The 23,513-nt window shown below is 56.0% G+C and carries 20 protein-coding genes and 1 tRNA gene; 15 read left to right on the forward strand and 6 right to left on the reverse strand.

The window, feature by feature from the left end:
• Nucleotides 1–36 precede the first annotated feature (36 nt).
• The 3 genes from yajC to queA are packed head-to-tail and all read right to left on the reverse strand — an operon-like array spanning nt 37 to nt 2,603.
• Nucleotides 37–372, reverse strand: a complete 336-nt coding sequence (gene yajC / locus HBN68_RS06555; protein ID WP_047273832.1) for a preprotein translocase subunit YajC — start codon at nt 370–372, stop codon at nt 37–39.
• Between the two features lie 42 nt (nt 373–414).
• On the reverse strand, nt 415–1,530 hold the full coding sequence (tgt, locus tag HBN68_RS06560) for a tRNA guanosine(34) transglycosylase Tgt (protein ID WP_047281236.1): 1,116 nt from the start codon (nt 1,528–1,530) through the stop codon (nt 415–417).
• An 11-nt stretch (nt 1,531–1,541) separates the two neighbouring features.
• A complete protein-coding gene (gene queA, locus HBN68_RS06565) occupies nt 1,542–2,603 on the reverse strand; it encodes a tRNA preQ1(34) S-adenosylmethionine ribosyltransferase-isomerase QueA (protein ID WP_169963133.1) in 1,062 nt (353 codons plus the stop codon).
• A gap of 106 nt (nt 2,604–2,709) precedes the next feature.
• On the opposite strand from queA, the gene HBN68_RS06570 reads away from it, so the two are divergent.
• The 9 genes from HBN68_RS06570 (at nt 2,710) to HBN68_RS06610 (ending at nt 10,910) form a co-directional block, all read left to right on the forward strand.
• Nucleotides 2,710–2,794, forward strand: a tRNA-Leu gene (locus HBN68_RS06570).
• 164 nt (nt 2,795–2,958) lie between these two features.
• Nucleotides 2,959–4,200, forward strand: coding sequence for a tyrosine-type recombinase/integrase (locus HBN68_RS06575; RefSeq protein ID WP_169963131.1), 1,242 nt, complete (start codon nt 2,959–2,961; stop codon nt 4,198–4,200).
• A 273-nt stretch (nt 4,201–4,473) separates the two neighbouring features.
• Complete coding sequence (locus HBN68_RS22120; protein ID WP_262373463.1) at nt 4,474–5,319, forward strand: hypothetical protein; 846 nt, start codon at nt 4,474–4,476, stop codon at nt 5,317–5,319.
• A 92-nt stretch (nt 5,320–5,411) separates the two neighbouring features.
• Nucleotides 5,412–5,693 (forward strand): AlpA family phage regulatory protein, encoded by a 282-nt coding sequence (locus HBN68_RS06585; protein WP_169963129.1) that lies wholly within the window; start codon nt 5,412–5,414, stop codon nt 5,691–5,693.
• Nucleotides 5,690–6,031 (forward strand): hypothetical protein, encoded by a 342-nt coding sequence (locus HBN68_RS06590; protein ID WP_169963127.1) that lies wholly within the window; start codon nt 5,690–5,692, stop codon nt 6,029–6,031. Before HBN68_RS06585 ends, HBN68_RS06590 begins: the two co-directional genes overlap by 4 nt.
• Nucleotides 6,032–6,559: 528 nt before the next feature.
• Nucleotides 6,560–6,844, forward strand: a complete 285-nt coding sequence (locus HBN68_RS06595; RefSeq protein WP_169963126.1) for a hypothetical protein — start codon at nt 6,560–6,562, stop codon at nt 6,842–6,844.
• The gene (locus HBN68_RS06600; RefSeq protein WP_169963124.1) at nt 6,841–9,723 is read left to right on the forward strand and encodes a DUF927 domain-containing protein; all 2,883 of its coding nucleotides are present in this window, start codon (nt 6,841–6,843) and stop codon (nt 9,721–9,723) included. The genes HBN68_RS06595 and HBN68_RS06600 overlap by 4 nt, the downstream gene beginning before the upstream one ends.
• A gap of 93 nt (nt 9,724–9,816) precedes the next feature.
• Nucleotides 9,817–10,659, forward strand: coding sequence for a chromosome segregation protein SMC (locus tag HBN68_RS06605; protein WP_169963122.1), 843 nt, complete (start codon nt 9,817–9,819; stop codon nt 10,657–10,659).
• A 62-nt stretch (nt 10,660–10,721) separates the two neighbouring features.
• Complete coding sequence (locus HBN68_RS06610) at nt 10,722–10,910, forward strand: hypothetical protein (protein ID WP_169891710.1); 189 nt, start codon at nt 10,722–10,724, stop codon at nt 10,908–10,910.
• A gap of 587 nt (nt 10,911–11,497) precedes the next feature.
• Here HBN68_RS06610 and HBN68_RS06615 read toward each other — a convergent pair.
• The gene (locus tag HBN68_RS06615) at nt 11,498–13,897 is read right to left on the reverse strand and encodes a membrane-bound PQQ-dependent dehydrogenase, glucose/quinate/shikimate family (protein ID WP_088500413.1); all 2,400 of its coding nucleotides are present in this window, start codon (nt 13,895–13,897) and stop codon (nt 11,498–11,500) included.
• A gap of 874 nt (nt 13,898–14,771) precedes the next feature.
• Between HBN68_RS06615 and HBN68_RS06620 the strand changes: the two genes are divergently transcribed.
• The 3 genes from HBN68_RS06620 (at nt 14,772) to HBN68_RS06630 (ending at nt 18,142) form a co-directional block, all read left to right on the forward strand.
• Nucleotides 14,772–16,064, forward strand: coding sequence for a carbohydrate porin (locus HBN68_RS06620; RefSeq protein WP_047292077.1), 1,293 nt, complete (start codon nt 14,772–14,774; stop codon nt 16,062–16,064).
• Nucleotides 16,065–16,855: 791 nt separating this feature from the next.
• Nucleotides 16,856–17,572, forward strand: coding sequence for a Cthe_2314 family HEPN domain-containing protein (locus tag HBN68_RS06625; protein ID WP_169963120.1), 717 nt, complete (start codon nt 16,856–16,858; stop codon nt 17,570–17,572).
• Nucleotides 17,573–17,812: 240 nt separating this feature from the next.
• Nucleotides 17,813–18,142: a hypothetical protein gene (locus tag HBN68_RS06630; RefSeq protein WP_169963118.1), complete on the forward strand. Its 330-nt coding sequence runs from the start codon at nt 17,813–17,815 to the stop codon at nt 18,140–18,142.
• Here HBN68_RS06630 and HBN68_RS06635 read toward each other — a convergent pair.
• Nucleotides 18,136–18,531 carry a cytochrome c family protein gene (locus HBN68_RS06635; RefSeq protein ID WP_094993080.1) on the reverse strand — a complete coding sequence of 132 codons (396 nt, stop codon included), beginning with the start codon at nt 18,529–18,531 and terminating at the stop codon, nt 18,136–18,138. The genes HBN68_RS06630 and HBN68_RS06635 overlap by 7 nt on opposite strands.
• A gap of 180 nt (nt 18,532–18,711) precedes the next feature.
• Here HBN68_RS06635 and HBN68_RS06640 point away from each other — a divergent pair, with 180 nt between their 5' ends.
• The 3 genes from HBN68_RS06640 (at nt 18,712) to HBN68_RS06650 (ending at nt 22,715) form a co-directional block, all read left to right on the forward strand.
• Nucleotides 18,712–19,218 carry a sigma-70 family RNA polymerase sigma factor gene (locus HBN68_RS06640; RefSeq protein WP_094993079.1) on the forward strand — a complete coding sequence of 169 codons (507 nt, stop codon included), beginning with the start codon at nt 18,712–18,714 and terminating at the stop codon, nt 19,216–19,218.
• Entirely contained in the window at nt 19,215–20,183 is a 969-nt protein-coding gene (locus HBN68_RS06645; protein ID WP_169963116.1) for a FecR domain-containing protein, read from the forward strand. Before HBN68_RS06640 ends, HBN68_RS06645 begins: the two co-directional genes overlap by 4 nt.
• Before the next feature lie 99 nt (nt 20,184–20,282).
• Nucleotides 20,283–22,715, forward strand: coding sequence for a TonB-dependent receptor (locus HBN68_RS06650; RefSeq protein ID WP_169963114.1), 2,433 nt, complete (start codon nt 20,283–20,285; stop codon nt 22,713–22,715).
• A 41-nt stretch (nt 22,716–22,756) separates the two neighbouring features.
• On the opposite strand, the gene HBN68_RS06655 is transcribed toward HBN68_RS06650, so the two are convergent.
• The gene (locus HBN68_RS06655; protein ID WP_047273822.1) at nt 22,757–23,371 is read right to left on the reverse strand and encodes a LysE family translocator; all 615 of its coding nucleotides are present in this window, start codon (nt 23,369–23,371) and stop codon (nt 22,757–22,759) included.
• Nucleotides 23,372–23,513 lie beyond the last annotated feature (142 nt).

Genomic DNA, 23,513 nt, shown 5'->3' on the forward strand with positions numbered 1-23,513 from the left:
CCTTGCGCGCCCCGTCGATTGTTAAAAGTTGAAACTTTAGATCGCTTTCAGCGTGCCTTTAGGCAACGTGGCGGCTACAGCGCCCTTCTGAATTTTCAGCTCGACAGTGTCAGACACTTCAATCACAACAAAAGCGTCAGTCACTTTGGTGATTTTGCCGGCGATACCGCCAGTGGTAACGACTTCGTCGCCTTTTTGCAGGTTACCCAACAGGGCTTTCTGCTCTTTGGCGCGCTTGGCCTGCGGGCGCCAGATCATCAAGTAAAAGATGACCAGGAAGCCGACCAGGAAAATCCACTCAAAACCAGTACCGGCTGGACCAGCAGCAGGTGCAGCAGCGTCCGCGAAAGCGGGAGAGATGAAAAAGCTCATTAAGCACTCCAGTTGCAAAAAGTGTTTCTTAGGGTCCGAAAATCAGTCCAGGGGCGGTACAGGCAACCCGCGCTTGGCATAGAAGGCATCGACAAAGGCGGCCAATGTACCCTGTTGAATAGCCTCGCGCAAACCAGCCATGAGCACCTGATAGTGGCGCAAATTGTGGATGGTATTGAGCATGCTGCCCAGCATTTCGCCGCACTTGTCCAGGTGGTGCAGATAAGCACGGGAGAAGTTCTGGCAGGTATAGCAATCACAGGTCGGATCCAGCGGCGAATCATCATGGCGATGAAATGCATTGCGGATCTTCAACACACCAGTGTCGATAAACAGATGCCCGTTGCGGGCATTACGGGTTGGCATCACGCAATCGAACATGTCCACACCGCGGCGCACACCCTCCACGAGATCTTCAGGCTTGCCAACCCCCATAAGGTAACGAGGTTTGTCAGCCGGCATCATGGCGGGCAAGTAGTCCAGCACCTTGATCATCTCGTGCTTGGGCTCACCGACCGACAGACCGCCAATAGCCAGACCATCGAAACCGATCTTGTTCAGCCCCTCCAGCGAACGCTCGCGCAGGTTCTGGTGCATGCCGCCCTGAACGATACCGAACAGTGCCGCCGTGTTGTCGCCATGGGCGTTTTTGGAACGCTGAGCCCAGCGCAACGACAGCTCCATCGAAACACGGGCCACGTCTTCATCAGCCGGATACGGGGTGCATTCGTCGAAAATCATCACCACATCAGAACCCAGGTCACGCTGGACCTGCATCGACTCCTCGGGCCCCATGAACACCTTGGCGCCATCGACCGGGGAAGCGAAAGTCACGCCCTCTTCTTTAATCTTGCGCATGGCGCCAAGGCTGAACACCTGAAAGCCGCCCGAGTCGGTCAGGATTGGCCCTTGCCACTTCATGAAGTCATGCAAGTCGCCGTGCTTCTTGATGACTTCAGTGCCCGGGCGCAACCACAGGTGAAAGGTGTTGCCCAAAATCATCTGCGCGCCAATCGCTTCGATGTCGCGCGGCAGCATGCCTTTGACCGTGCCGTAGGTACCTACCGGCATGAACGCAGGGGTTTCCACCACACCACGCGGGAAGGTCAGACGACCGCGACGCGCCTTGCCATCAGTGGCCAGCAGCTCGAAGGACATACGACAGTTGCTCATGCTTGATCCTCTGGGGCCGGGGCGGGAGCCGTCGGCGCAGGATTGCGGGTGATGAACATTGCATCACCGTAACTAAAGAAGCGGTATCCATGCTCAACCGCAGCCTTGTAGGCCGCCATGGTTTCGGGATAACCGGCGAACGCCGAAACCAGCATCAACAGCGTGGATTCCGGCAAATGGAAGTTGGTTACCAGCGCATCGACCACATGAAACGGCCGGCCCGGGAAGATAAAAATGTCTGTGTCACCACTGAACGGCTTGAGCGTACCGTCGCGCGCCGCACTCTCAAGCGACCGCACACTGGTGGTGCCAACGGCAATCACGCGACCACCCCGTGCGCGGCAAGCAGCCACGGCGTCGACTACATCCTGGCCCACTTCCAGCCATTCGGTATGCATGTGGTGATCTTCAAGACGCTCAACCCGCACCGGCTGGAACGTGCCAGCCCCTACGTGCAAGGTCACGAATGCGGTCTCAACACCTTTGGCGGCGATGGCCTGCATCAGCGGCTCATCGAAATGCAGCCCGGCCGTAGGCGCTGCAACAGCGCCAAGACGTTGAGCGTAGACCGTTTGATAACGCTCACGGTCTGAACCTTCGTCAGGCCGATCAATGTAAGGCGGCAATGGCATGTGCCCGACACGGTCCAACAATGGCAGTACTTCTTCAGCAAAGCCCAGCTCGAACAACGCATCGTGGCGCGCCAGCATCTCGGCCTCGCCCCCGCCATCGATCAGGATTTTCGAGCCCGGTTTCGGCGACTTGCTGGAGCGCACATGCGCCAGCACCCGATGGCTGTCGAGCACGCGCTCAACGAGGATTTCCAGCTTGCCACCCGAGGCCTTCTGGCCAAACAGGCGGGCCGGAATCACCCGGGTATTGTTAAACACCATCAAATCGCCGGGCTGCAAATGTTCAAGCAAATCAGCGAATTGACGATGAGCCAGCGCCCCGCTCTCCCCATCCAGGGTCAGCAGGCGGCTGTTGCGGCGCTCCGCCAAAGGATGGCGTGCGATGAGCGAATCAGGGAGTTCGAAAGTAAAGTCAGCAACGCGCATGATAGGTTTCGTCTAGCAGGGCCGGGGAGTTTAACGGAGTTAGCAAAAATAGACCAATAAGTTGTTGACCGACCTAAATCTCATCTCTATACTTCGCCGCCATTGAGCCCTGATGGCGGAATTGGTAGACGCGGCGGATTCAAAATCCGTTTTCGAAAGAAGTGGGAGTTCGAGTCTCCCTCGGGGCACCATCTAGCAGTATCTGCAAGTCTCTAACAGGACTTGCAGCACAGGAAAACCGGCCACTGAGCCGGTTTTTTTGTGCCTGACGATCTACCCCTGTCTCCCCCTATCCGTTGTATCCCTGTATCCCCACTTGTATCCTGAGAAAAATACTGAACTTTGGGATACAAGGATGAAGCGCGCCGACATTAAGCGCCGCCCCCTAGCAGATACCACGCTGGCCGGGCTGGAGGCAGAGTCAAAAGAATATCGAGAGCTGGATGGAAGCGGTCTCTACTTCCGGGTAAAGCCTGACGGCGGAAAATCATGGCAACTGCGCTACAAACGCCCGGCGGGCAATTGGGCTTGGATGGGGCTCGGGGGTTATCCAGAGGTCAGCGGTGCCGTGGCACGAGAAAAAGCTGCTGAACTACGCAAAGTAGTGAGTAGCGGTGCCGACCCTCTGGAACAGAAACGTTCTGCCAAAGCTGCCATCGACATTGCCAAAGCCCGCACTTTTCGCGCAGCCGCTGACGCATGGCTCAAGGCCAAAGAGGAAAAGGGCCTGGCCCCCTCCACTCTCAACAAGATCCGCACCTACCTCGACAAAGACATACTCCCAGCACTTGGCGACAAACCTCTCGACGACATCACCCGCACCGATTGCGCCGACCTGCAGGCCAGCATTGAGGCTCGTGACGCCCACAACGTTGCCGAGAAATGCCGCACCTGGGTCAATCAGATCTTTGGCCGGGCCATTGGCTTGGGACTAACAGAGAACGATCCGGGGAGCCGCTTGAGGGATATTGCCGCGCAAGCTCCCAAGACTCAGCAACACCCTCACCTACTCGAGCATGAGCTGGGTGAGTTTCTTCAGGCACTCAAAAACACCCCCAGCAGACTCACCGCTCGCACAGCGGCATGGCTTTGCCTGTGGACAGCCTCAAGACCGGGCATGGTCCGTTTTGCTGAGTGGAAAGAAATCGATCTTGAGAAAGCCCTGTGGACCACACCGGCAGAGAAAATGAAGATGCGTAGGGATTTTGTAAGTCCTCTACCCAAGCAAGCTATAGAGGCACTGAAGGAGCTACAGGCATTAACCGGTCGTAGTCGATGGCTATTCCCCGGAGTCGGCGCGAAGAACCCGACCATAAGCGAAAACACCATCAACAAAGTGTTCTCCACTATTGGTTACAAAGGTCGTCTTGTAGGTCATGGCACTCGACACACCGCGAGCACACTTCTGAGGGAGCATGGGTGGCCAAAAGAGCACGTTGAGGCTCAACTGGCACACAAGGAACAAGGCATCTCCGGGATTTACAACAAGGCCCAGTACCTCGATAACCGCATCAAGATGATGCAGTGGTACGCCGACCATCTTGAAGAGCTAAGTGCTGGGAATGTGGTGCAGGGGAATTTCGGTAAAGTAATCTGACACTGCCAACTCATACCCCCCTCTCAAAAGCCGTGTTACGGGTGTTACTCGTGTAACAACACCAATCAACTCATTGAAAATAAAGGACTATTTAGACGTTACACTCAGCACACACACAAAATCTACTAAGTGTAACGCTCTCAAGTAGTGTAACGCTCGAAACGCATTTACTGACCTGCAGGTAGCTGCTCGCCAAGGTTTGCTACGCTGGACTTGTGCTCGTCGCACGGGGCCAGGGGGTAGATGCCAGTCGTTCGAAAAACGGAGACTCATTTGGATTTAATTGATGGCATTGATCTCACGGCAGGCGTGCATCCCACAGCCAAGCTGATCGAGTACCTATCCGTCCTGCCCCTCTACGCCTATTGCGGAGAGCAGATACAGGACGCGTGCCGAATACTTGATCAATGCACCTCTCGGCTCATGGTAAGCAACGCAACCGATGATTTGAAATTACTCTGCATCGAGGCGATCAGGAATGAAGAGTCAATTTTCCAGTTTGCATCGACGCCACCCGTAACACGCCTGGCTGATGGCATTCGCCACTTCACTTGCTGCGAGTCAGCATCAGACGAGGAGGCTTATGCTGCCTACGCAATCGCATGTGCGATCAGAGCAATTGAATCACTCAACGACTGGATGCAGGCGACCGCAGAGGACGCCGTATCAATTAACTGGAAGATTCTTGAGCTGTCGTGGGAGGAATTCGAAACCGCTGTTGTGGCAGAAGTGAGCCCTTACGAACGCATTGAGGCACTAGACAACTATGTCGCACACCTAGAGGTCATCACATCTCTGCTTTCGGTTTACGACAATGACATAACCGAGCTCGCAGCCGCAGCCATGAAAAGCGCAACAAAACGGAAGGGCGGCATTCTGAGCGGCCTGGATCGTAAAGAAGAAATCTCAGTCCGCGACGCAGCCATTGTGCAACACGCACGCGACCTTCGAGATAAAGGGTTACCGCGCCGAAACGTGACTACCCGGGTTCATCGCTGGCTGGAGAATCAAGTGGCCCTTCCATCGCAGCTAAGGCCAAACTGGCTACCACCCGAAGTTGAGAAAGCACTGACCCGTAGGCAAGTGGATGCGATTCTTGATCGTTATGAAGTCGTATAACCCGAAGTTTCAATGTGGAAGTGAACTGCTCACACCATCTAAATCTCTAGAACATTGCTCTCGCCAGTCCAAATCAAGCGAGAGCAGTGCCTATGAACATCAATGTAACCACCCCTCCCAGCAAAACTACGACACATATCCCCACCCTGTTTGATCCTGCCTCAACGCTGATCCGCATGCGCGAAGTCGAAACCATCGTCGGCATGAAGCGATCCACCATCTACAAACTGATGCAACGTTCTGATTGCGGCTTCCCCCAGCCGGTGAAGCTCAGTATGAGCACCGCACGTGGTGCGCCAGTTGCTTGGGTTCTTGCTGAAGTTCAAGCCTGGGCACGCGGCCGTATCGAAGCTCGCGATCAGGTGGCCGCATGACGCCAATATTCCTTCACCACCAGGCCATGGATCTCTTCGGCGTAATTGAAACGGGCCTTCCATCCAAAGACGCGGTGAAAGCGCGCCGCCGACTGTGCTCCATTCGTGATCTGGCTGTCTCGTCCGGCGCTCATGTCTTGATCGTTCTGTGGCAAGACATGGAGTGGACGCTGCTGGCTATTCAACCGCCTGCAGACGTTGAGATTACCGACGCTCGCGAGCTGATTCCTAGATTGCTGCGCAACCCCGAAGCTCTTGAGCAAATGCGGCAACGGTCACGCGAAGGGAACCACATGCAATGGCTCGTGCTCACCCGGCCCGGCGCTTTCAAGCACTAATGAAAACGCCTCCGGGGGCGATCCGGAGGCGTTGAGGTATATCTACATGCCTGTTCAATTTAAGCCGCATCGGAAAAATGCGCAAGATCCACACACTGTTGCACTTTCCAAAATGGGGCGGTACTCTCTGGACGTCGCTGCAAATTCAGCGACCGGACGTCGCGGTCCGATCAACAATAGGCGCACAGGCGCCCCCATTACGATTGCAGGCGCTTTTTTTGTGCCCGCTAGTCTGTTTTATGGCGGCTGTGCGTGGGAGACCTTCGGGTCTGCCGGGTTCCTATTGTCCCGGTCCGCGAACCCGCGTACAGCTGCCACCCTCCATCGTTTCGCGGCGATTCGTGGCAGCTCCTCAACAATAGGAGTTTCGCCCATGCACGCCCTCAATCCGTTCAAAAATCGCGCCGCTGCTCATCGAGCAATGGCTCTCGCCGCTTTACATGCAAACTCCAGCCTCGCAACACGTCTCGCCCGCTATAACGCTCATATGTCCAAAGCTCGCTCCCTCGAATCTGCAGGGGGTGCCCAATGAAAAGCCTTCTGAATTTCGCCCTGCCGGAAGATCTGCTGTGTGTCAGCAAAGAGGCCGAAGCCGGTATCCCGATTGACGCCATCACCTGCGCCATTGATCGCGCCTCGTCTGTGCTGACCCTCCTGGAAGATCACTTTGAAGGTGACACCCCTCGCCTTTCCAATCACATCATCGCCTCCGTGCTTTGGGATGTTCGCGGCACGCTGGGCTTGATCAGAACGCTGGCCATGCATGCTGATACGGCATCGAACCAGAGTGATTCCGTTGGGGGTGCAAAATGAATACTCCCCCAAAAGGTAAATCACGACGCCCTACTTTTGCCCAAGTCAAAGCTGCAGCTTTGCGCAACATTGATCGCGTACTGAATCAATGGCTGCCAGACGGCAAGCGTGTAGACGGTGGCAAGGAATACACAGCACCCAATCCAACCCGCAACGACAAGCGCTCCGGCTCACTCAAAATCAACCTGAGTAAAGGCACATGGGCTGATTTTGCGACCGGCGATAAAGGCGGCGATCTAATTGATTTGGTACGCTACCTGGATGGAGGGACGGACGTAGAGGCCTGCAACAAGCTTGCGGATCTGCTTAGGCTGAGCGCTGAAGATTCGCCATCGGAACCAGCCCAGACTAAAAGTCCAACACCTGAGTGGATAGCAATTCAGCCAATCCCGACCGAGGCCATGAACAAGTGCCCAGCCAAGCATCGGCAACACGGCACACCGTCCAAGGTCTGGATCTATCGCGATACTCAGGGCCAGCCCCTGATGGCGCTTTATCGCTTTGACCTCGACCCTGACGAAGATGGTAATCCCAAGAAAGTCTTCGCTCCGCTAACGTGGTGCCAGAGCTCCGATAACCAATCGGCACAATGGCGGTGGCAAGGCTTGCCCGAGCCACGCCCATTGCTGCGATTGCACGAACTGAGCTTGCAAGCAGAAGCCACAGTAGTCCTGTGCGAAGGTGAAAAGGCTGCAGATGCTGCCGCCGAACTCTTTCCAGACTGTGTGGCTACCTGCTGGCCAAATGGCTCGAATGCCTGGCACAAAGCCGACCTGTCCCCGCTCCAAAATCGCAAGGTCGTGCTGTGGCCCGATAATGACCCGAGCGGCACAACCTGCATGGAAGCTGTTGCTAAAAAACTGGAAGCAATCGGAGCCGATTCAGTTCGCGTAATTGCGCTGGAAAACTTCAAACGCAAACCCACCCTCAAAAATGACCTGCCCGGTTTCGCCAAGGGCGGTGCGTGGGAGCAAGGCGACGATGCAGCGGACGCACTCGCCAAAGGCTGGACATCGAGCCACATTGCCGAACTGGAGCGCACTGGCGAGCTATTTGGTGTTGTCCCTGCTCCGGCCGCAGAGAACAAGGCAAAAGCACCGGCCAAACGCGCAGCTAAGCCCAAGACAGACACTCTACCCAGCGGCTTTCGCCTGACTCACGAAGGGGTGTTTTATTCCGGTGAAGATGGTGAGTCGCGCCCTGTGTGCTCACCACTGGAAATCCTCGCTCGCACCCGTGATGCCAAAGGTCATAACTGGGGCTTGCTGGTCGAGTTTGACGATCCGGACGGCGCCAAAAAACGCTGGAACATTCCGGCGCGCACAATGACCGGCGACTTCGGAAAAGACGTTCTAGGCCCGCTCGTAGATATGGGTCTGCGCCTTGCCGGCACACGCTCCAGTCGCAATGCGCGTAACGATCTGCAGAGCTACTTCCAAGGTTTCGACAGCGCCCAACGCGCACGTCTGGTCACTCGACTGGGCTGGCATGGCAGCGCCTTTCTACTGCCCGAGCAACAAGTCGGCTCCCACACCGAGCACCTGCACTTCTACGAAGCAGGCGCCCAACTTCCGCCTATCAGCGAGGCTGGCACCCTGGAGCAATGGCAAGAGCAAATCGGCGCCTTGTGCGTTGGTAATCATCGCTTGGCATTTGTGGCCAGCGTGGCGTTTGCTGGACCATTGCTGCACATGCTTGGCCATGAGTCTGGCGGCTTTCACCTGTACGGCGATAGTTCAGGCGGCAAAACCACCCATCTGCAAGTCGCGGCCTCAATATACGGCGGGCCGCGCTTGGTGCGGTCATGGCGCTCGACCGATAACGCACTGGAGTCCATCGCTGCCGCGCACTCGGACGGCCTCTTGGTACTCGACGAAATCGGCATGTGCGACCCGCGCATCATTGGCGAAACCGTGTACATGCTCGGCAACGGCACCGGCAAAGCACGTGCTAATGATCGTGGCCAAGCTGGCCGACAGGTTCAAGAGTGGCGTTTGCTGTTTCTCTCCACCGGCGAGAAAACCTTGGCGCAACACATGGCCGAGGCCAACAAAGAGCTCAAAGCTGGCATGGAAGTACGCATGCTCGCCGTACCTGCAGATGCCAGTAAAGGGCTCGGCATGTTCGACGTACTTAATGGTTTCGAGGACGCTGCCGCCCTTTCTGACGCACTCAAAGCCCGAGTATCCAAGTACTACGGCACACCACTCACAGCCTTTCTATCAGCGCTGTGTGAACCCGCAAAAATGCACGGCTGGGCGATCATCCTACGCCGCACGCTTGAAGGGTTTATTGCCAGATCCCTACCCGCCTCAGCGAGCGGCCAAGCCCATCGTGCTGCCCTGCGCTTTGGCCTTGCGGCTGCAGCGGGTGAGCTGGCTACCGCATTGGGCATCACTGGCTGGCCAGATGGCACTGCGACCACGGCAGCCCGTGTCTGCCTCAACGCATGGCTGAATGAGCGTGGCGGCGCCGGTAACTATGAGGGTGACGCCATCGTTGCTCGGCTGCGCCAAGTCATCGAACGCTTCGGCGAAAGCCGCTTCACTCGATGGGAGTCCGCCGCAGCCAAGATCGACGAGCACGGCCCGCGCACCATCGACCGGTTGGGCTTTCGCAAATCATTGGAGCATGGCCTGGGCGACGAACTGCACACCACCAACACCTACTACGTGCTGCCCGAGGCGTGGCGCTCCGAAGTATTCAAAGGCATGAACATCAATGCAGTGAATAAGGAGCTGCTGCGTCGTGGCGTGCTCGAGCCGGGGAGCGACGGGAAGGCGTCCAGTCTCGTCCGACTTCCCGGGCTAGGGCCACAGCGTTGCTACATCGTAAATACGATTCCTGGGACGGATGAGAGCGAGGCCAGGGCTGCCTGACGGTTGCCCATTGTTCGAGGTAGCGCCGGCTCATTCCCGGCCTCGCCAGCCGCTCAACCAACCCACAATCGAATTACACAGAGACAAGAAAAAATGAACGAACTCCAAGAAATGAAAAAAAGCCACGAAAAACTAACCATTGATCTGGAAACACTGCGGACTGAACTTATCCCCTTCGAGGCAGCACTTGAATGCCCAAAAGTCATCGCAGAAGGCCGCGAACTCCAAGCCCGGGATCAATACAACAAACAAAAAAGGGAGTTTGATTCACTGGACCTACAAGTACTCACGCTCTCTCGAAAAATATATCGCCGTGAACAGCTTGTTAATCACAAGAGCTTAATGGCTGGCTATATCGAGTCTATGACGACTTGGAAGTCAGATGAAGAAGAGCTCCAAGAAAAACGTTGCAGCATCAGTACTCGCTTAGAGCAGGTCCGCCAGCAAGCACATGATGATATGGCAAAAGCCCGGCAGGCCGAGACTGAGGCTGCAACAGCGTATGCGCAGGCAGTCGCTTGGGGGGATGTAGATGGTGAAAAAAATGCCAACAGTGATGCAGAAAAGGCGGCGAAAAAACTCTGCACTGCAACTGAGCATAACCGTCGCCAACAACTGATTATCACTGCGCTAGAGCAGGAACTCATCGCCATAGACAAACACATCATTGAGGCCAAGAAAGAGTACGAAGCTATCGAAAAAAAAGCTGCGCATCTAGCCTATACAGTACTCGAGGAGAAATGGAACGAAGCAGCAATCGCACTACTCGATGTGGGCGGCAAGCTATGGGCAGCCCAGCATCTTATTAACAGGGACTCGCCTGCGCTGTATAAGCTGAACATTCCGCAGCAGGGAGAAAACTTTTGGAGCTGGACATCGAGTGAGCTTGCAGAGCGCTCTTACAAACACAGCTTGCAAGATGTGCTCACTATGTAAAAAGCGAATCCCCCGAAACAGCCTTGTGACCAGGCTGTTTCGGTCACCCGCGAGGTCCAACCATGAACGCTGCCATACAAAGCAAAATCAGTTATTCAGATACCCTGAAAGCAAGAAAAGCCCACCTAAGCGGACTGATCAATCTCGTCAAGCCAAAGTCAGGGAAAACTACAAAAATAGAAACCATGACGATTGCAGCAATCAAGGCAGAGATTAGCGTCATAGAACAACAGCTCGCAAAACGGAGCTAATGTTTAGACGGAAGCCCGCAGGGCTTCCGTCTAAACCTGAGCTTCAAATTTCTGCCAACAGCACTACAACCCTTCACCAAAAAAAATCATATATTCACAACCTCTTTCGAAGCGACGTATTTGACCGATTGAAAGCCATCGCGACAGGCCTCTATCGGCCAAAAGCGGACGATTGGGTATGCCTACAATCAAGGGGCGATTCATTCGGATTGAATCGCCCCTGGTTTCGTAGAAACATTTGAGCGACTGCTTATGGCCCAGAGTGTGTAAAAACGAGTCGCCAAATTCGAAGTGCGCGCTTCTGCGTTAAATCTGAAATTCATCAGCACATCAGCAGATGTGGATTTGGGGTAGAAGCGCGGTTTCCAGTCTGGTTTTGAGTAACTTTCGCACCGAAAAACGTTTTTACACAGCCTGGGCCGAAAGCAGACTACCGGACCTATGAGATCAGTCGAAGTCCTCTTCTCGTAACAAGCACAAAATTTAATGCGTTATTTAGGCCGAAGCCGAACAACAACTGGTATAGAACAAAAAAGCCCACCTGTTGGAGAGCAGGCGGGCCATTTGAGTTAACGTCAATTAAGAGGTTATTTCTGGATGATGCTGTCCGGCAATGCATAGGCAATGATGTAGTCACCGACATCAGGCGAGTGGCTCATGCCACCTGCGGAGATGACTACGTACTGCTTCCCGGTATTGGGTGATTTGTAGATCAGCGGGGCTGCAACCGCGCCAACCGGCAGGCGGGCTTTCCAGACTTCTTTACCGGTGGCCGAATCCAGCGCTCGCAGGTAGTAGTCCTGGGTGCCGGCGAAGAACACCAGGCCAGATGCCGTTGAGGTCGGGCCACCCAGTGTTGGCATGCCCAGCGGGATTGGCATGTGCGTTTTGATCCCCAGAGGGCCAGTGTCCTGGACGGTGCCCAACGGAACCTGCCAGACCAGTTTCTGGGTGTTGAGGTCAATGGCGCTCATGCTGCCGAAGGGAGGTGTGTTGCACGGTACGCCCAGTGGCGACTGCAGAATGTCGATTTTCACCCCGCCATAGATACCGGCGACTTGTGGGCGAATGGTTCCCATGAAACCCGGGACTTCATCGGTCGACACGTTGAACTTCTTGGTGTCTTCCTTTTTGACTAGTGACATCCGCAGCGGCATGCGCATGTCATTGACGAACATCATGCCGGTGTTTTCGTCGATGGAGATACCACCCCAGTTCATACCGCCCAGCAAGCCAGGCCATTCGATGTACGGTTTTTCACTTGGCGGTGTAAACGGACCCAGGTAGACGGAGTCTTTGAACATGATCCGGCAATACAGTTGGTCGAAAGTTGTCACGCCCCACATCGACTTCTCGGTCAGCGGGTCGACACCAATGGTCGGCATCCCGACCGAGAACGGTTGGGTAGGCGACAGGTGCTCGCCTTCTGCTGCTGGAGAGGTAGGAACCGCACGCTCTTCAACTTCTGTAACCGGCTTGCCGGTACGGCGATCCAGCACAAAAATGTTGCCTGTCTTGCTGGTCTGGATCAAGACCGGAGTCTTCTCGCCCTGGGCGTTTTTGATGTCATAGAGCACAGGCTGCGAAGGCAGGTCATAGTCCCAGACGTCGTGGTGAACGATCTGATAAACCCATTTGGCTTTACCGGTTGATGCATCGACTGCAACAACGGCCGTACCAAACTTCTCTTTAACCTGGTTGCGATCACCACCCCAGTAGTCGGGCGGGCCATTGCCCGTAGGCAGGTAGACCAGATTTAACTCTTTATCGTAGGTCGGAATTGTCCAGACGTTAGGCGTCTCCAGAGCGAACTGATGATCGTCTGCCACTGCGTTCTTGCCCTCGGGTGCACCTACATCCCAGGCCCACACCAACGCACCTGTCAGAACGTCGAATGCGCGTACGGCACCGGAAGGTTCGCCCGCCACAATGTCCCGTACCCAGCCGCCGACCACGGTGAGGTGGCCCATGACAACCGGCAGCGAGGTGGGGTGATAGCGCTTGCTGTTTTCAGTCGGGCCCATGCCTTTCTTGAGATCGACATAACCGTTGTCGCCAAAGCTCGGGCACAGGGTGCCGGTATGCGCATCAACCGCAAACAAACGGGCATCCACAGACGACACCAGTATACGCTGGCGGCACTGCTGCTCATTGCCATATGACGCCTTGACTTCAGCGCTTAGGCTGTCGTCTTTATCGATGTCGTAATAACCCACGCCGCGGCAAGTCACGTGCTCTTCGCTTTTGGCTTTGGGATCGAATTTCCAGAGCGGGGTCCCGGTATCACCGTCCAGTGCGGTAATCAGGTTTTCCGGTGTGCACGAGTACAGAACATTGCCGATCTGCAACGGTGTATTTTCATCTACACCCGCGCCGGCACCTGTGGTGCGACGACCTGTTCTGTAGGTCCAGGCAACCTGCAGGTCCTTGACGTTGTCCGAGGTGATTTGCGTGTAAGGAGCAAACCGTGTTCCCGAGGCATTACGCCCAAAGAACTCCCAGTTTTCAGGGACGTTGGAGGGCTCTTCTGCCTTGGGTGCGTCAGTGGCGGCGACCGGGTTCGAGATCCCGCCGTGCGGGTAGAACGCAGCAATAAATGTCGCGACCAGTGCCAGGAATACGGCAAACCCGAACCGGTTAGCGGCGCGCCGGGTGCTCAAGGACGTGTCCGGCAATGCGGCGCCGACCCACAGGCTGAGTGTCAGGATGATGGCAGGAATGACCAAGCGTGGAAGCAGTTCCCAATAGCTGAACTGACCCACTTCATAAAAGGCCCAGGCACAGGTCGCAAGGAATATGGCAACAGAGAGAGTAATACCCGAACGCTTGCGAAACAGAAATAGTGCCGCCAGTACGAGATAAGTCAAGCCTGCGATCAAGTAATAACTTGACCCGTCCAGCGCCACTAGTTTGACCCCGCCATAAATCAAAGCTAGTGCCACGGCAAATACAAATAGGGAAAAGAGTACCCTCGCGATAGTGCTCATTGAGCGTCTTGAAGTTTGAGATGGTTGGTCATTCGTCATTTAGTGAATGCTCTATGGGTGAATACAAAACTGCCCGCACGCTGTGCGAACAGCTGGGTCAAATGTTCAGTTCAACCCGAACAGGACTGGGCATGGCAGGTGTTGGAATCAGAACTACCGCCCTGCCGACAGCAAGCGAGCACCGGCAATCAGTGTAGCAGGTTGCTGCAGTCGCAATGAATATGCCGAAGGCTCTACGAAACGCGGGAAGGTGTTTGTCCGGGCACTGCTGGCTCGACGTTCCGAGAGCGAGCTGAAGACTCTGAGCTAGTTTATACAGGTGCTTCTTGGGATAAATCCAAAGGTTTGAGAAACATTGTTGGTGAAACAGTAATAATCCATGGTAAGGAGGGGGGTTGAAGTCCCAAATGTTTTCTCTTCTTTTTGACGTGCGAGTGACCTCAAAAGCAATAAGCGCTGAACACTAACGATCGCCGTTTCTGCAAGCGAAAGGCCGGATATCGCCACCGCGATTATTACTGTCTCCCCAATAATGTTTCTTAGTTCCCTGGATTTATCTGAAAAAAATATCGACATAAACTTAGCCTTACGGCTCACACGGGATGACATTCACCAGCCCTGCCACTTTCAGGGCCTGTTAGTCATGTGAAGCGAACATCCGAACGGTTTCGAGCACCCGCACCCCCGTCATATACCCGCTCATGGACACCCTCTTGCACAGCCAAGGAGGGATCAACTCGGCCCGGGTTCAGGTTATGACACCGCAGTTCTCAAGACGGTATCAGGCCAGAAAAGCTAAAGCGGGCCAGTTTCCTGCCGTGCCAGCGTGTCGTTGAGCGATACACCAAAATTTTTTGCAACGGAGCACACCCCAATGTTTTTTTCTTTCCGCGCGCTGCTGACCACCAGCCTGTGCAGCGGTTTGTCGCTGTGTATCTTGAGCCCGACTTCAGCACTGGCTGACACTTCCGACCTGATGAGTCGTTCGACACTAACCGGCGATTGGGGGGGGGAGCGCCAAAAACTGGTGGACAAGGGCATCACACTGACCGGTGACTACAGCTCTGAAACGATTTCCAACTTGCATGGCGGGATCAAGCGAGGTACGCGCTATGCGCAACAAATACGCGTGGGCGCCAAGTTTGATCTGAGTAAACTGCTGGACACCCCGGACGCTGGATTTGTGCAAATTCTGGTTAACGACCGTCGCGGCCACAGCGCCACGGAAGACTTGCTCGGCAACCGCCTTTCTGCGCAAGAAAACTACGGTGGCGAATACACGCGACTGACCGAGTTCAGTTACCAGCGCAATCTGTTTTCTCCGGACGTGTCTGCCAAAATCGGTTACATGGTGATGGGCACCGATTTTGGTGGCATGCCGATCCTGACCAACTTTGTGAGCGCCGGCTTTTGTGCACACCCATTGACCATGTCCAGCGGCAGCGGGTGGGGCAACTACCCGACGGCCCACTGGGGTGGAGAGTTGCGTTACGACGTCAACGACTCACTGACGCTGCAAACCGCGGTATTCCAGGTCAACCCAGAGCACAACAGCCTTCCCTCTGAAGCGTTTTCCATGCCCAGCCACGACTCCACCGGGGCCATTCTGCCTCTGGAAGCCATCTTCAATAATAACGCCTTTCTCAATGGCCAATACAAAGTCGGCTGGTACTACGACAGCTCTAACTCGCAAAAAATTGGCAGCACAGAAAAAAGCAGCAATCGCACCGGGGCTTACGTGTTGATGGACCAGGCAATCTGGAGGGATGAGCAAGACCCTGAAAGGGTGCTACGCCTCTTCGGCCAGGCAGCCACCAGCAACGCAGCCACCTCACCAATGCGTCGCTGGTACTCGGTCGGCCTGGTTAAGCAAAAGCCTTTTGCCAGCCGCCCGCATGACAGCATTGCTTTGGGTTATGGCCGGGCCGTGCTCAACTCCCGTACGCGTGATGTACAAGAAGCGGCGGCGACCAGCTTCGGCGAATACGAGATGATTGCCAACCTCGACAATGGCGAGCAGATGATTGAGCTTAACTATGGCGCGCAGGTCACCCCTTGGCTGCTGCTGCGTCCTGACCTGCAGTACTACATTGAGCCTGGAGCGTTCTCCGGCAAAAAAAGAGGCAACGCTTTGGCCGTGGGCTTACAGATCAAAGCGACGTTTTAAACAAATGGAGTTTGAATCGCCCCGGCTTTCCTAGATAACTTTGAGCGGCTGCTTTTGGCCGATTGCTGCCTCAAGCCAACTTCAAGCTTGGGTCGATAGCGATCATTCCAGAGGACGTCACGTGTAACACCCGCAATTCTTGTAACACTTCCCTAAGAGGGCTACTCCAAACGATGTAACAATCATATAAAATCTTTAAAATCATATACTTATATTTATTTGTAACACCTGTAACACTGGTAACATCACTTTCTAGAGAACATCCCCTAGCCCCAAGATTGGCGGAGCCTTCAGCGATAGGAACGGGGGCACTTCCCTGCGCGTCAAAAGCACTGGGCCCCCTGGGACTTATTGCTAAGTACGGGGCAGGAAACCCGCACGAAATCGTTAGTGGCTGGGTTCCAAAGTTTGTTGACCACACTTGACCGGTTGACCCAGTTGACTCACCTAGGTGTTCACTATCAGCAACACATCCAATGCCCTTCTGCGGGCCAAGAGCCACCCCTCCTCTTTTCTTCAATACCTTTCAATTTCAACGATTGAAATTTCAATAAGGTGGATGCCCTGCTGCTAAAAAAATCCCGCGGGTTTCCTGCCCCGTGTGAGAGGAAAAGCGTCAGGGGCCCCGCCGCTTTTCAGGCCGGACCCCATTGGATCAGCAGGAATCGGAAACCTGCAGCTAGGCCAGGGAATCTCTGCGTTAAGTAATCTGAGGGTCCGGCACGCCGTATTCATGATTGCCCCGCAGACGCAAAGCCTAAACAGATAAAAGCACATTAAGGAGGTGCAATTTGCAAGACACATCGACAGACAAAAATTTGATAGATCATCCCAATCTGGTTGTTCTTCTCCCCCACATGCACAGCTACTGCGAAAAAGGCATAACCAATTTTTCTGCAGGCAAGGATAGCTTTTCCGTTTCAACCATTGAGACATACGCCAGTGGTGTCTTTGAGCGGGTCGCCGAACTAGACACCGCACTTATCTCCTTGCGCCTAGCACACAGATTCGTAAACGAGCTTAGCTCCGAGATAAACCCCAACCCAGATGTCTATCGCTACCACTACGAGAACTTCGTACTTCGGGTGATTGGATTGGTGGATCGGGCACATCGCCTTGTTGGGGCTTCTCTGCTGTTACCTTCAAAAAAATATGAGGGTGTGGGAGGAAATCAATTCGTTCAGAGCGAGACGAAAACAAAGCGTCCTAGGCTGCATGGGGCCTTGAGCGCAGTAGCTGCCGCCGTGAATAACTACCGTGGGCCTAGAAATGAGTTGATTCACTCAAATGCCTACTCGAGCCGGGAACTGGGGATCTTCATGGGTGTAGAGCAATTCAACGTGGACACCGGCTCCGTAGACATCAAAGAACTCAAACGGGACTACTCATCAACAGGAGCTGCTGAAATTGAGCAAACCATTGGGCGATTGGTTACAACTCTAACCGCGTTGCTGGACGAGCTAGGTCCCGCCTTTTCTACCGCACATGAGTTCAGCCTCAAAAAATGAACTGATTGAGACGACGTTTACAGTTAGCTACCATACATAGACCTCACTAGGATCGTGCAGGATGTATCCCTACATGTATCCCAACATGTACAATCCCGCTGCAAGGCACGGTTTATATGGAACGCACGAGTCTCCCTCGGGCACCATCTTAAAAAAAGACCTTGAAATTCAAGGTCTTTTTTTTCGCCTGCAGAAAAGTGAACACTGCTGTCCGGCACCTTTAAAACAGGAAATCTCTATATGGAATCGTCGCTGGAGACTGTCGCCCTTTTCTCTCTCAAGTTGGTCTATGAGACCGACGGTCATAGTCCGATTCTGCGCGACGACCCTGTAATGGATGAGTATCAGCGCGAAGTGTTTGCGTTGCTGGTGCGCAACGACGATGTGCCTGCCATTCAGGCAAAAATGGCCGATTGCCTGAACTTGGCACTGAACGCTTTAGGCAGCACACAGAAGCCATTGGGACGCGAGCTGCACAAGCTCGCCACCGCCTTCGCCCACGCTCAGACCCTGGAGCAAATGGGCACCCCGCTGACCCACCTCAGGGGTTATTTGAAAGACATTCAGTGATCTGCGTCCTGGAAGGTCTCCAGATAAGCCAGCAGGTTGTCGATTTTCTCCTGATCGCTAATCCCCCAGAAAATCATGCGCGTGCCACTGACCACTTTCTTCGGCGCCTCGATGTAGGCCGCCAGTTTGTCTCTGGTCCACACCACGCCTGAATTTTTCATGGCGTCAGAGTATTGATAGTCCTTGGTTGCCGCGGCAGGCCGCCCGATCACACCATTGAGTTGTGGGCCAAAACCGCCCCGGGCGCCTTTGCCGATGCTGTGGCAACCCGCGCACATTTTCGTGAATAACCTGCCGCCCGCTTCGGCATCCCCCGCTGCGACGGCCGATGAGCTCATCATTCCGGCAGCGACAATCAGGGCCAGGCCTGGCAAGACGGGGGATTTCATGGGCGACTCCAGTCAGATGTTGCAAACAATGTCAGTGACCAATTATGCCCGCACCCGCGGCGTCTCTCCAATCACGACCCGACACCGGTGTGTATGCATCCGCGCACGCAGTGATTGCAGTGGCCATCATCTCGCCGCTACTATTGAGAACTATTCGCACTCACATCTGGACGCCAACCGGTGCATTCTCCTTCGACCAGCAAGCTGGGTTTCTTTTTCAGCGATCATCATCGCTGGTTGCTGCAACACATTCAGCGCCGCTTACGTAATCACGCCGACGCACAGGACACGGCGGCGGACACGTTTTGCCAGTTGCTGGCGGCCCAGGTGGATACGGACAGCATTGAGCAACCCCGTGCTTATCTCTCGACCATTGCCCGGCGACTGATCTTCGATCGACACCGACGACGCCAGCTGGAACTGGCCTACCTGGAGCGATTGGCGCTGTTGCCGGAAGCCGTCGCCCCCTCGCCAGAAGAACAACTGCAACTGACCGAAGCACTGATTGCCATTGACCGCGCGCTCGACGGCTTGCCGATGGCGGTCAAAGCCACATTCCTTTACAGCCAGCTCGACGGTTTGAGCTACGTGGCCATCGCTCAAAAGCTGGGGCTTTCAGAACGCACCGTCAGCCGCTACATGAAGCAAGCCTTGCGCATGTGCTACCTGTGCGAGGCCAGCCAATGAGCAAGCCGCAACTGGACCCGCTCAGCGAACAGGCGATTGACTGGATGGTCAAACTGCGCGCCGAGACGCCCACGCCGGATCTGCTCAAGCGCTTCACGTGTTGGCTCAATCACGACCCGGCTCACCAGCAGGCGTGGACCACGCTGCAAAACCGCATCGGCGCCTCGTTCAACCCATTGCGCGCACTGGATAACCGCGTACCCGGCCAGGCCAGCGAAGCCCGCAAGGTCCTGCTTCAACCCCACACCACGCGGCGTGACGCCTTGCGCATGATCGCAGGGCTGGGAGTGCTGGGCGGCGGTGTATGGCTCGGCGCAAAAAGCCCGTCTGGTGTTTCCTTGCTGGCCGACCTGTCAACGGGCCGCGCTCAACGTCAAGACTTCAATCTGGCAGATGGCAGCCACTTGAGCCTCAATGCCAACAGCGCCGTGGACCTGCACTTCGATGCCGCTCAACGCCTGCTCATCTTGCGCCGCGGCGAACTGGTGATTCAGGTAGCGCCCGATCCACAACGGCCCTTGCGGGTGCGTACGGCGCAGGGTGAAGTCCGCGCCTTGGGCACGCGCTTTCTGGTGTCTCAAGAGCACGGGGTCAGCCGCGTCGTGGTGTTGCAGCATGCCGTTGAAACCCGCCTGCCCAACGGCGCTACGCTTAACCTGCAAGAAGGCCAGTCAGCGCTGCTGCATGCCGACCGCATCACCCCGGCGCCTGGTGAACAACGCCAGCGCGCCGACTGGCAAAGCGGCAGGCTGAACGTGCTGGATGATCCGCTGGAGCAGGTCGTGGATGCGTTGAGGCCTTATACCCGTGGCTTCGTACGCGTGGCGCCCGAGGTACGGCAATTACGCGTACAAGGCGTGTATCCGCTCAACGATCCCCAGCGGGCATTCGCCGCACTGGCAGAAACCCATGCCATTCGCGTGGATCACTACAGCCCATGGCTGACCGTGATCAGCGCCCGATGAGAGTGATGTTTTCTTTTTGAACATTAATCGTATTTGTGTCCGGTTTTCATTTCTCATCCCACCTATCTCCTGACACCTTCACACGATCAGGAGAATGCTGTGATCAACCCGTGGCCCAACGCCCTCTGCGTTGCCGTTGCTCTGGCAACGGTGGCGAGCCCTGCACTGGTTCAAGCGCAAGACGTGAATTTCAACCTTCGGGCTGGCCCCTTGGCCACTACCCTCAATTCGATTGCCAGCCAGAGCGGGAACATCATCTCCCTTGAACCCGCCCTCGTGCAGGGCAAACAGGCACCGGCTGTGGTCGGGCGCATGTCGCCCGAGCAGGCGATGGACGCGGCACTGGCAGGCAGCCGTCTGCAATTGCGCATCACGGGCCAGGGCAACTTCAGCGTCGAACCGGCTCCGCAAAACGGCGATGCACTGCAATTGGGGGTCACCCGCGTCGTCGAGCAAAGCCGCGACGCCACCACTGAAGGTTCCGGGTCTTACACGGCCCAGGCGGTCACCATCGGCAAAGGTTCACACAGCCTCAAAGAAACACCACAGTCCGTCACCGTGATCACCCGCAAAATGCTCGATGACCAAAACCTCAACACCATCGATCAAGTCATGGAGAAAGTCCCCGGAATCACCGTGTACGACTCCCCCATGGGCGGTAAGTACTTTTACTCGCGCGGATTTCGCATGAGCGGCCAGTATCAGTACGACGGCGTGCCGCTGGACATCGGCAGCAGCTACGTACAGGCCGACAGCTTCAACAGCGACATGGCAATTTATGACCGGGTTGAGGTGTTGCGCGGTGCCGCCGGCATGATGAAGGGCGCGGGCGGCACAGCGGGCGGAGTCAATTTTGTGCGCAAACGCGGCGGGTACACGCCGCACACGCAACTCTCGCTCTCGGCGGGCACATGGGACAACTATCGCGGCCTGGTGGACACCGGCGGGCCCTTGAATGAGTCCGGCACGTTGCGAGGCCGCGCCGTAATGGCCCAACAAACCCGCCAGTATTTTTATGACGTCGCTGAACGCCGCGACCAGATTTACTACGGCGCCCTTGATCTGGACCTCACCCCGGACACCACGCTCGGCCTGGGCCTGGCGTATGAAGACGTAGATGCCACCCCGTGCTGGGGTGGGTTGCCGCGCTATGCCAACGGCAGCGACTTGAAGCTCAACCGCTCCACCTGCCTGAATACCGCGTGGAATAACCAGCGCAGCAAACGCACGACCGTCTTCAGTGACCTGACCCACACCCTCAGTGACGACTGGGCACTCAAGGTGGCCGGGGTGTATTCCAAAAATACCCAGGACATGGAATACGCCTTCCCCAGCGGGCCTGTTCCCGTAGGTGCTACCCACACCAACACGCTCATGCTGGGGAGCATTTACGACTACGATCAGGTCGACTACGGCTTCGATGCCTATGTCGATGGCACGTTTGATGCCTTCGGCCAAGCGCACGAACTGATCGTGGGCTCCAACGCCAGTCGCTCGCATAAAGATGACTTCTACGCCGTGGCGGCCCTGCCCCAGCGCCAGGACATCTTCAATCCGGATCACCATCTGCCACGGCCGGACGAGGGCTACTACCTTGCCAATGCCTCGCGGGGCGGCCCGGTGGACATGCGCATCCAGCAATATGGCGCCTACAGCCTCGCCCGACTGAAACTGGCCGATCCTCTGACCGTTGTGGTTGGCAGCCGGGTCAGTTGGTACTCATCGGACAGCGACTCCACCACCTACTGGCGCGGTGAAGGCACCCCGGTCAGCTCCAAAGCCAGGGAAAGCGGGCAAGTCACCCCCTTTGCCGCCGTGTTGTTCGACATCAACGATAACCTCACCACTTACGCCAGCTATACCGACATTTTCACCCCACAAGGCGGCTACAAAACCATCGACGGCAGCAGCCTCAAACCGTTAATCGGCAAAAGTTACGAGCTGGGGATCAAGGGCGAATGGTTCGAAGGACGCCTCAACAGCGCTTTTAACCTGTTCCGCACCGTGCAAAACGATGCCGCGCAAGATGATCCGTTGTGCCCGGACAGCAGTTGCTCACTGAACTCCGGCAAAGTCCGCGCCCAGGGCTTCGAGGCAGAAATCAGCGGCGAAGTTATCGAGCGCCTGCAACTGCTGGCGGGCTACACCTACACCCAGAGCAAAGTACTGGAAGACGCCCAGCCCGATCAGAAAGGCCTGGCCTACACCTCTTACGTGCCGCGTCACCTGTTGCGGGTGTGGGCCGATTACGCACTGACGGGCGCCCTGGAGCGCGTCACGTTAGGGGCGGGCGTCAACGCGCAGAGCAGCAATTACCGCGTGTCGCCCATCAGCGGCAACGACGTCAGCCAGGCGGGTTACGCGGTATGGAACGGGCGCATTGGCTATCGCATTGATGACACCTGGTCGGTCGCGCTCAATGGCAACAACCTGTTCGACAAACGCTACTACGCCAGTATCGGCACTGAAGGGTTCGGCAACTTCTATGGCGAACCGCGTAACGTCGTTATGTCGCTCAAGGCAGACTTCTAAGCCCTGCACCCTCGCTGCCCTGACACACGGGCAGCGACGGGTTACAGCATCTGCTCGGCCAGCAATATCAGGGCAATCAGGATCATGATGGCGCCCGAGGTCTGACTGACCCGTTGCGCGGCGCCGGGCCGGGTTTGCAACACCGCGCGGGCACCGAATCCAACCAATAAATACACAACGCCGCAACTGACCGCATGCAGCCCGCCCAGGGCCACGATCTGCGCAGGCACTGGCCATGTCGACAGGGGGTCGGTGAACTGCGGCAACAGCGCCAGAAACAACAAAAACACCTTCGGATTCAAACCGCTGACGCACAACCCCTTCCACGCCCAACGTGACCAGGAGTCCGCCACCTGAACGCTTCCGGACACCGGGGTTGCGGGGTTTCTGAGCATCCCCACGCCAAGCCAGAATAAATACAGCGACCCAGCCACGGTCAGCACCTTAAGAATCATCGGATTGCTGGCCATCAACCCGCCGACGCCCGCCGCGACAATGATCGTCGCCAGTAGATGCCCCGACAACAAACCTGCGACTGCAGGCGTTACCCAACGTCCGCGCATCCCTGCCGAAATGGCGTAAGCCCAATCTGCGCCAGGGGTGATGATGAACAGGAACGACACCGCCCAGAACGCGGCCAGAACACTGAGAGTCACGAGATAAGCACCTTCTACGGGCGAGAGAGAGTTGAGGAACAAGCCACTTTGCGGACACCGCGCGCGGCGAAAGCAACGAGTAGAAGATTAGGTAAAGGCTGCTAGGATTACTTTGCGTTTATCCCCGACCAGCGCCACACAA

The organism is Pseudomonas sp. WS 5078 (genome assembly GCF_012985745.1).
Taxonomy (GTDB): Bacteria; Pseudomonadota; Gammaproteobacteria; order Pseudomonadales; family Pseudomonadaceae; genus Aquipseudomonas; species Aquipseudomonas lundensis_A.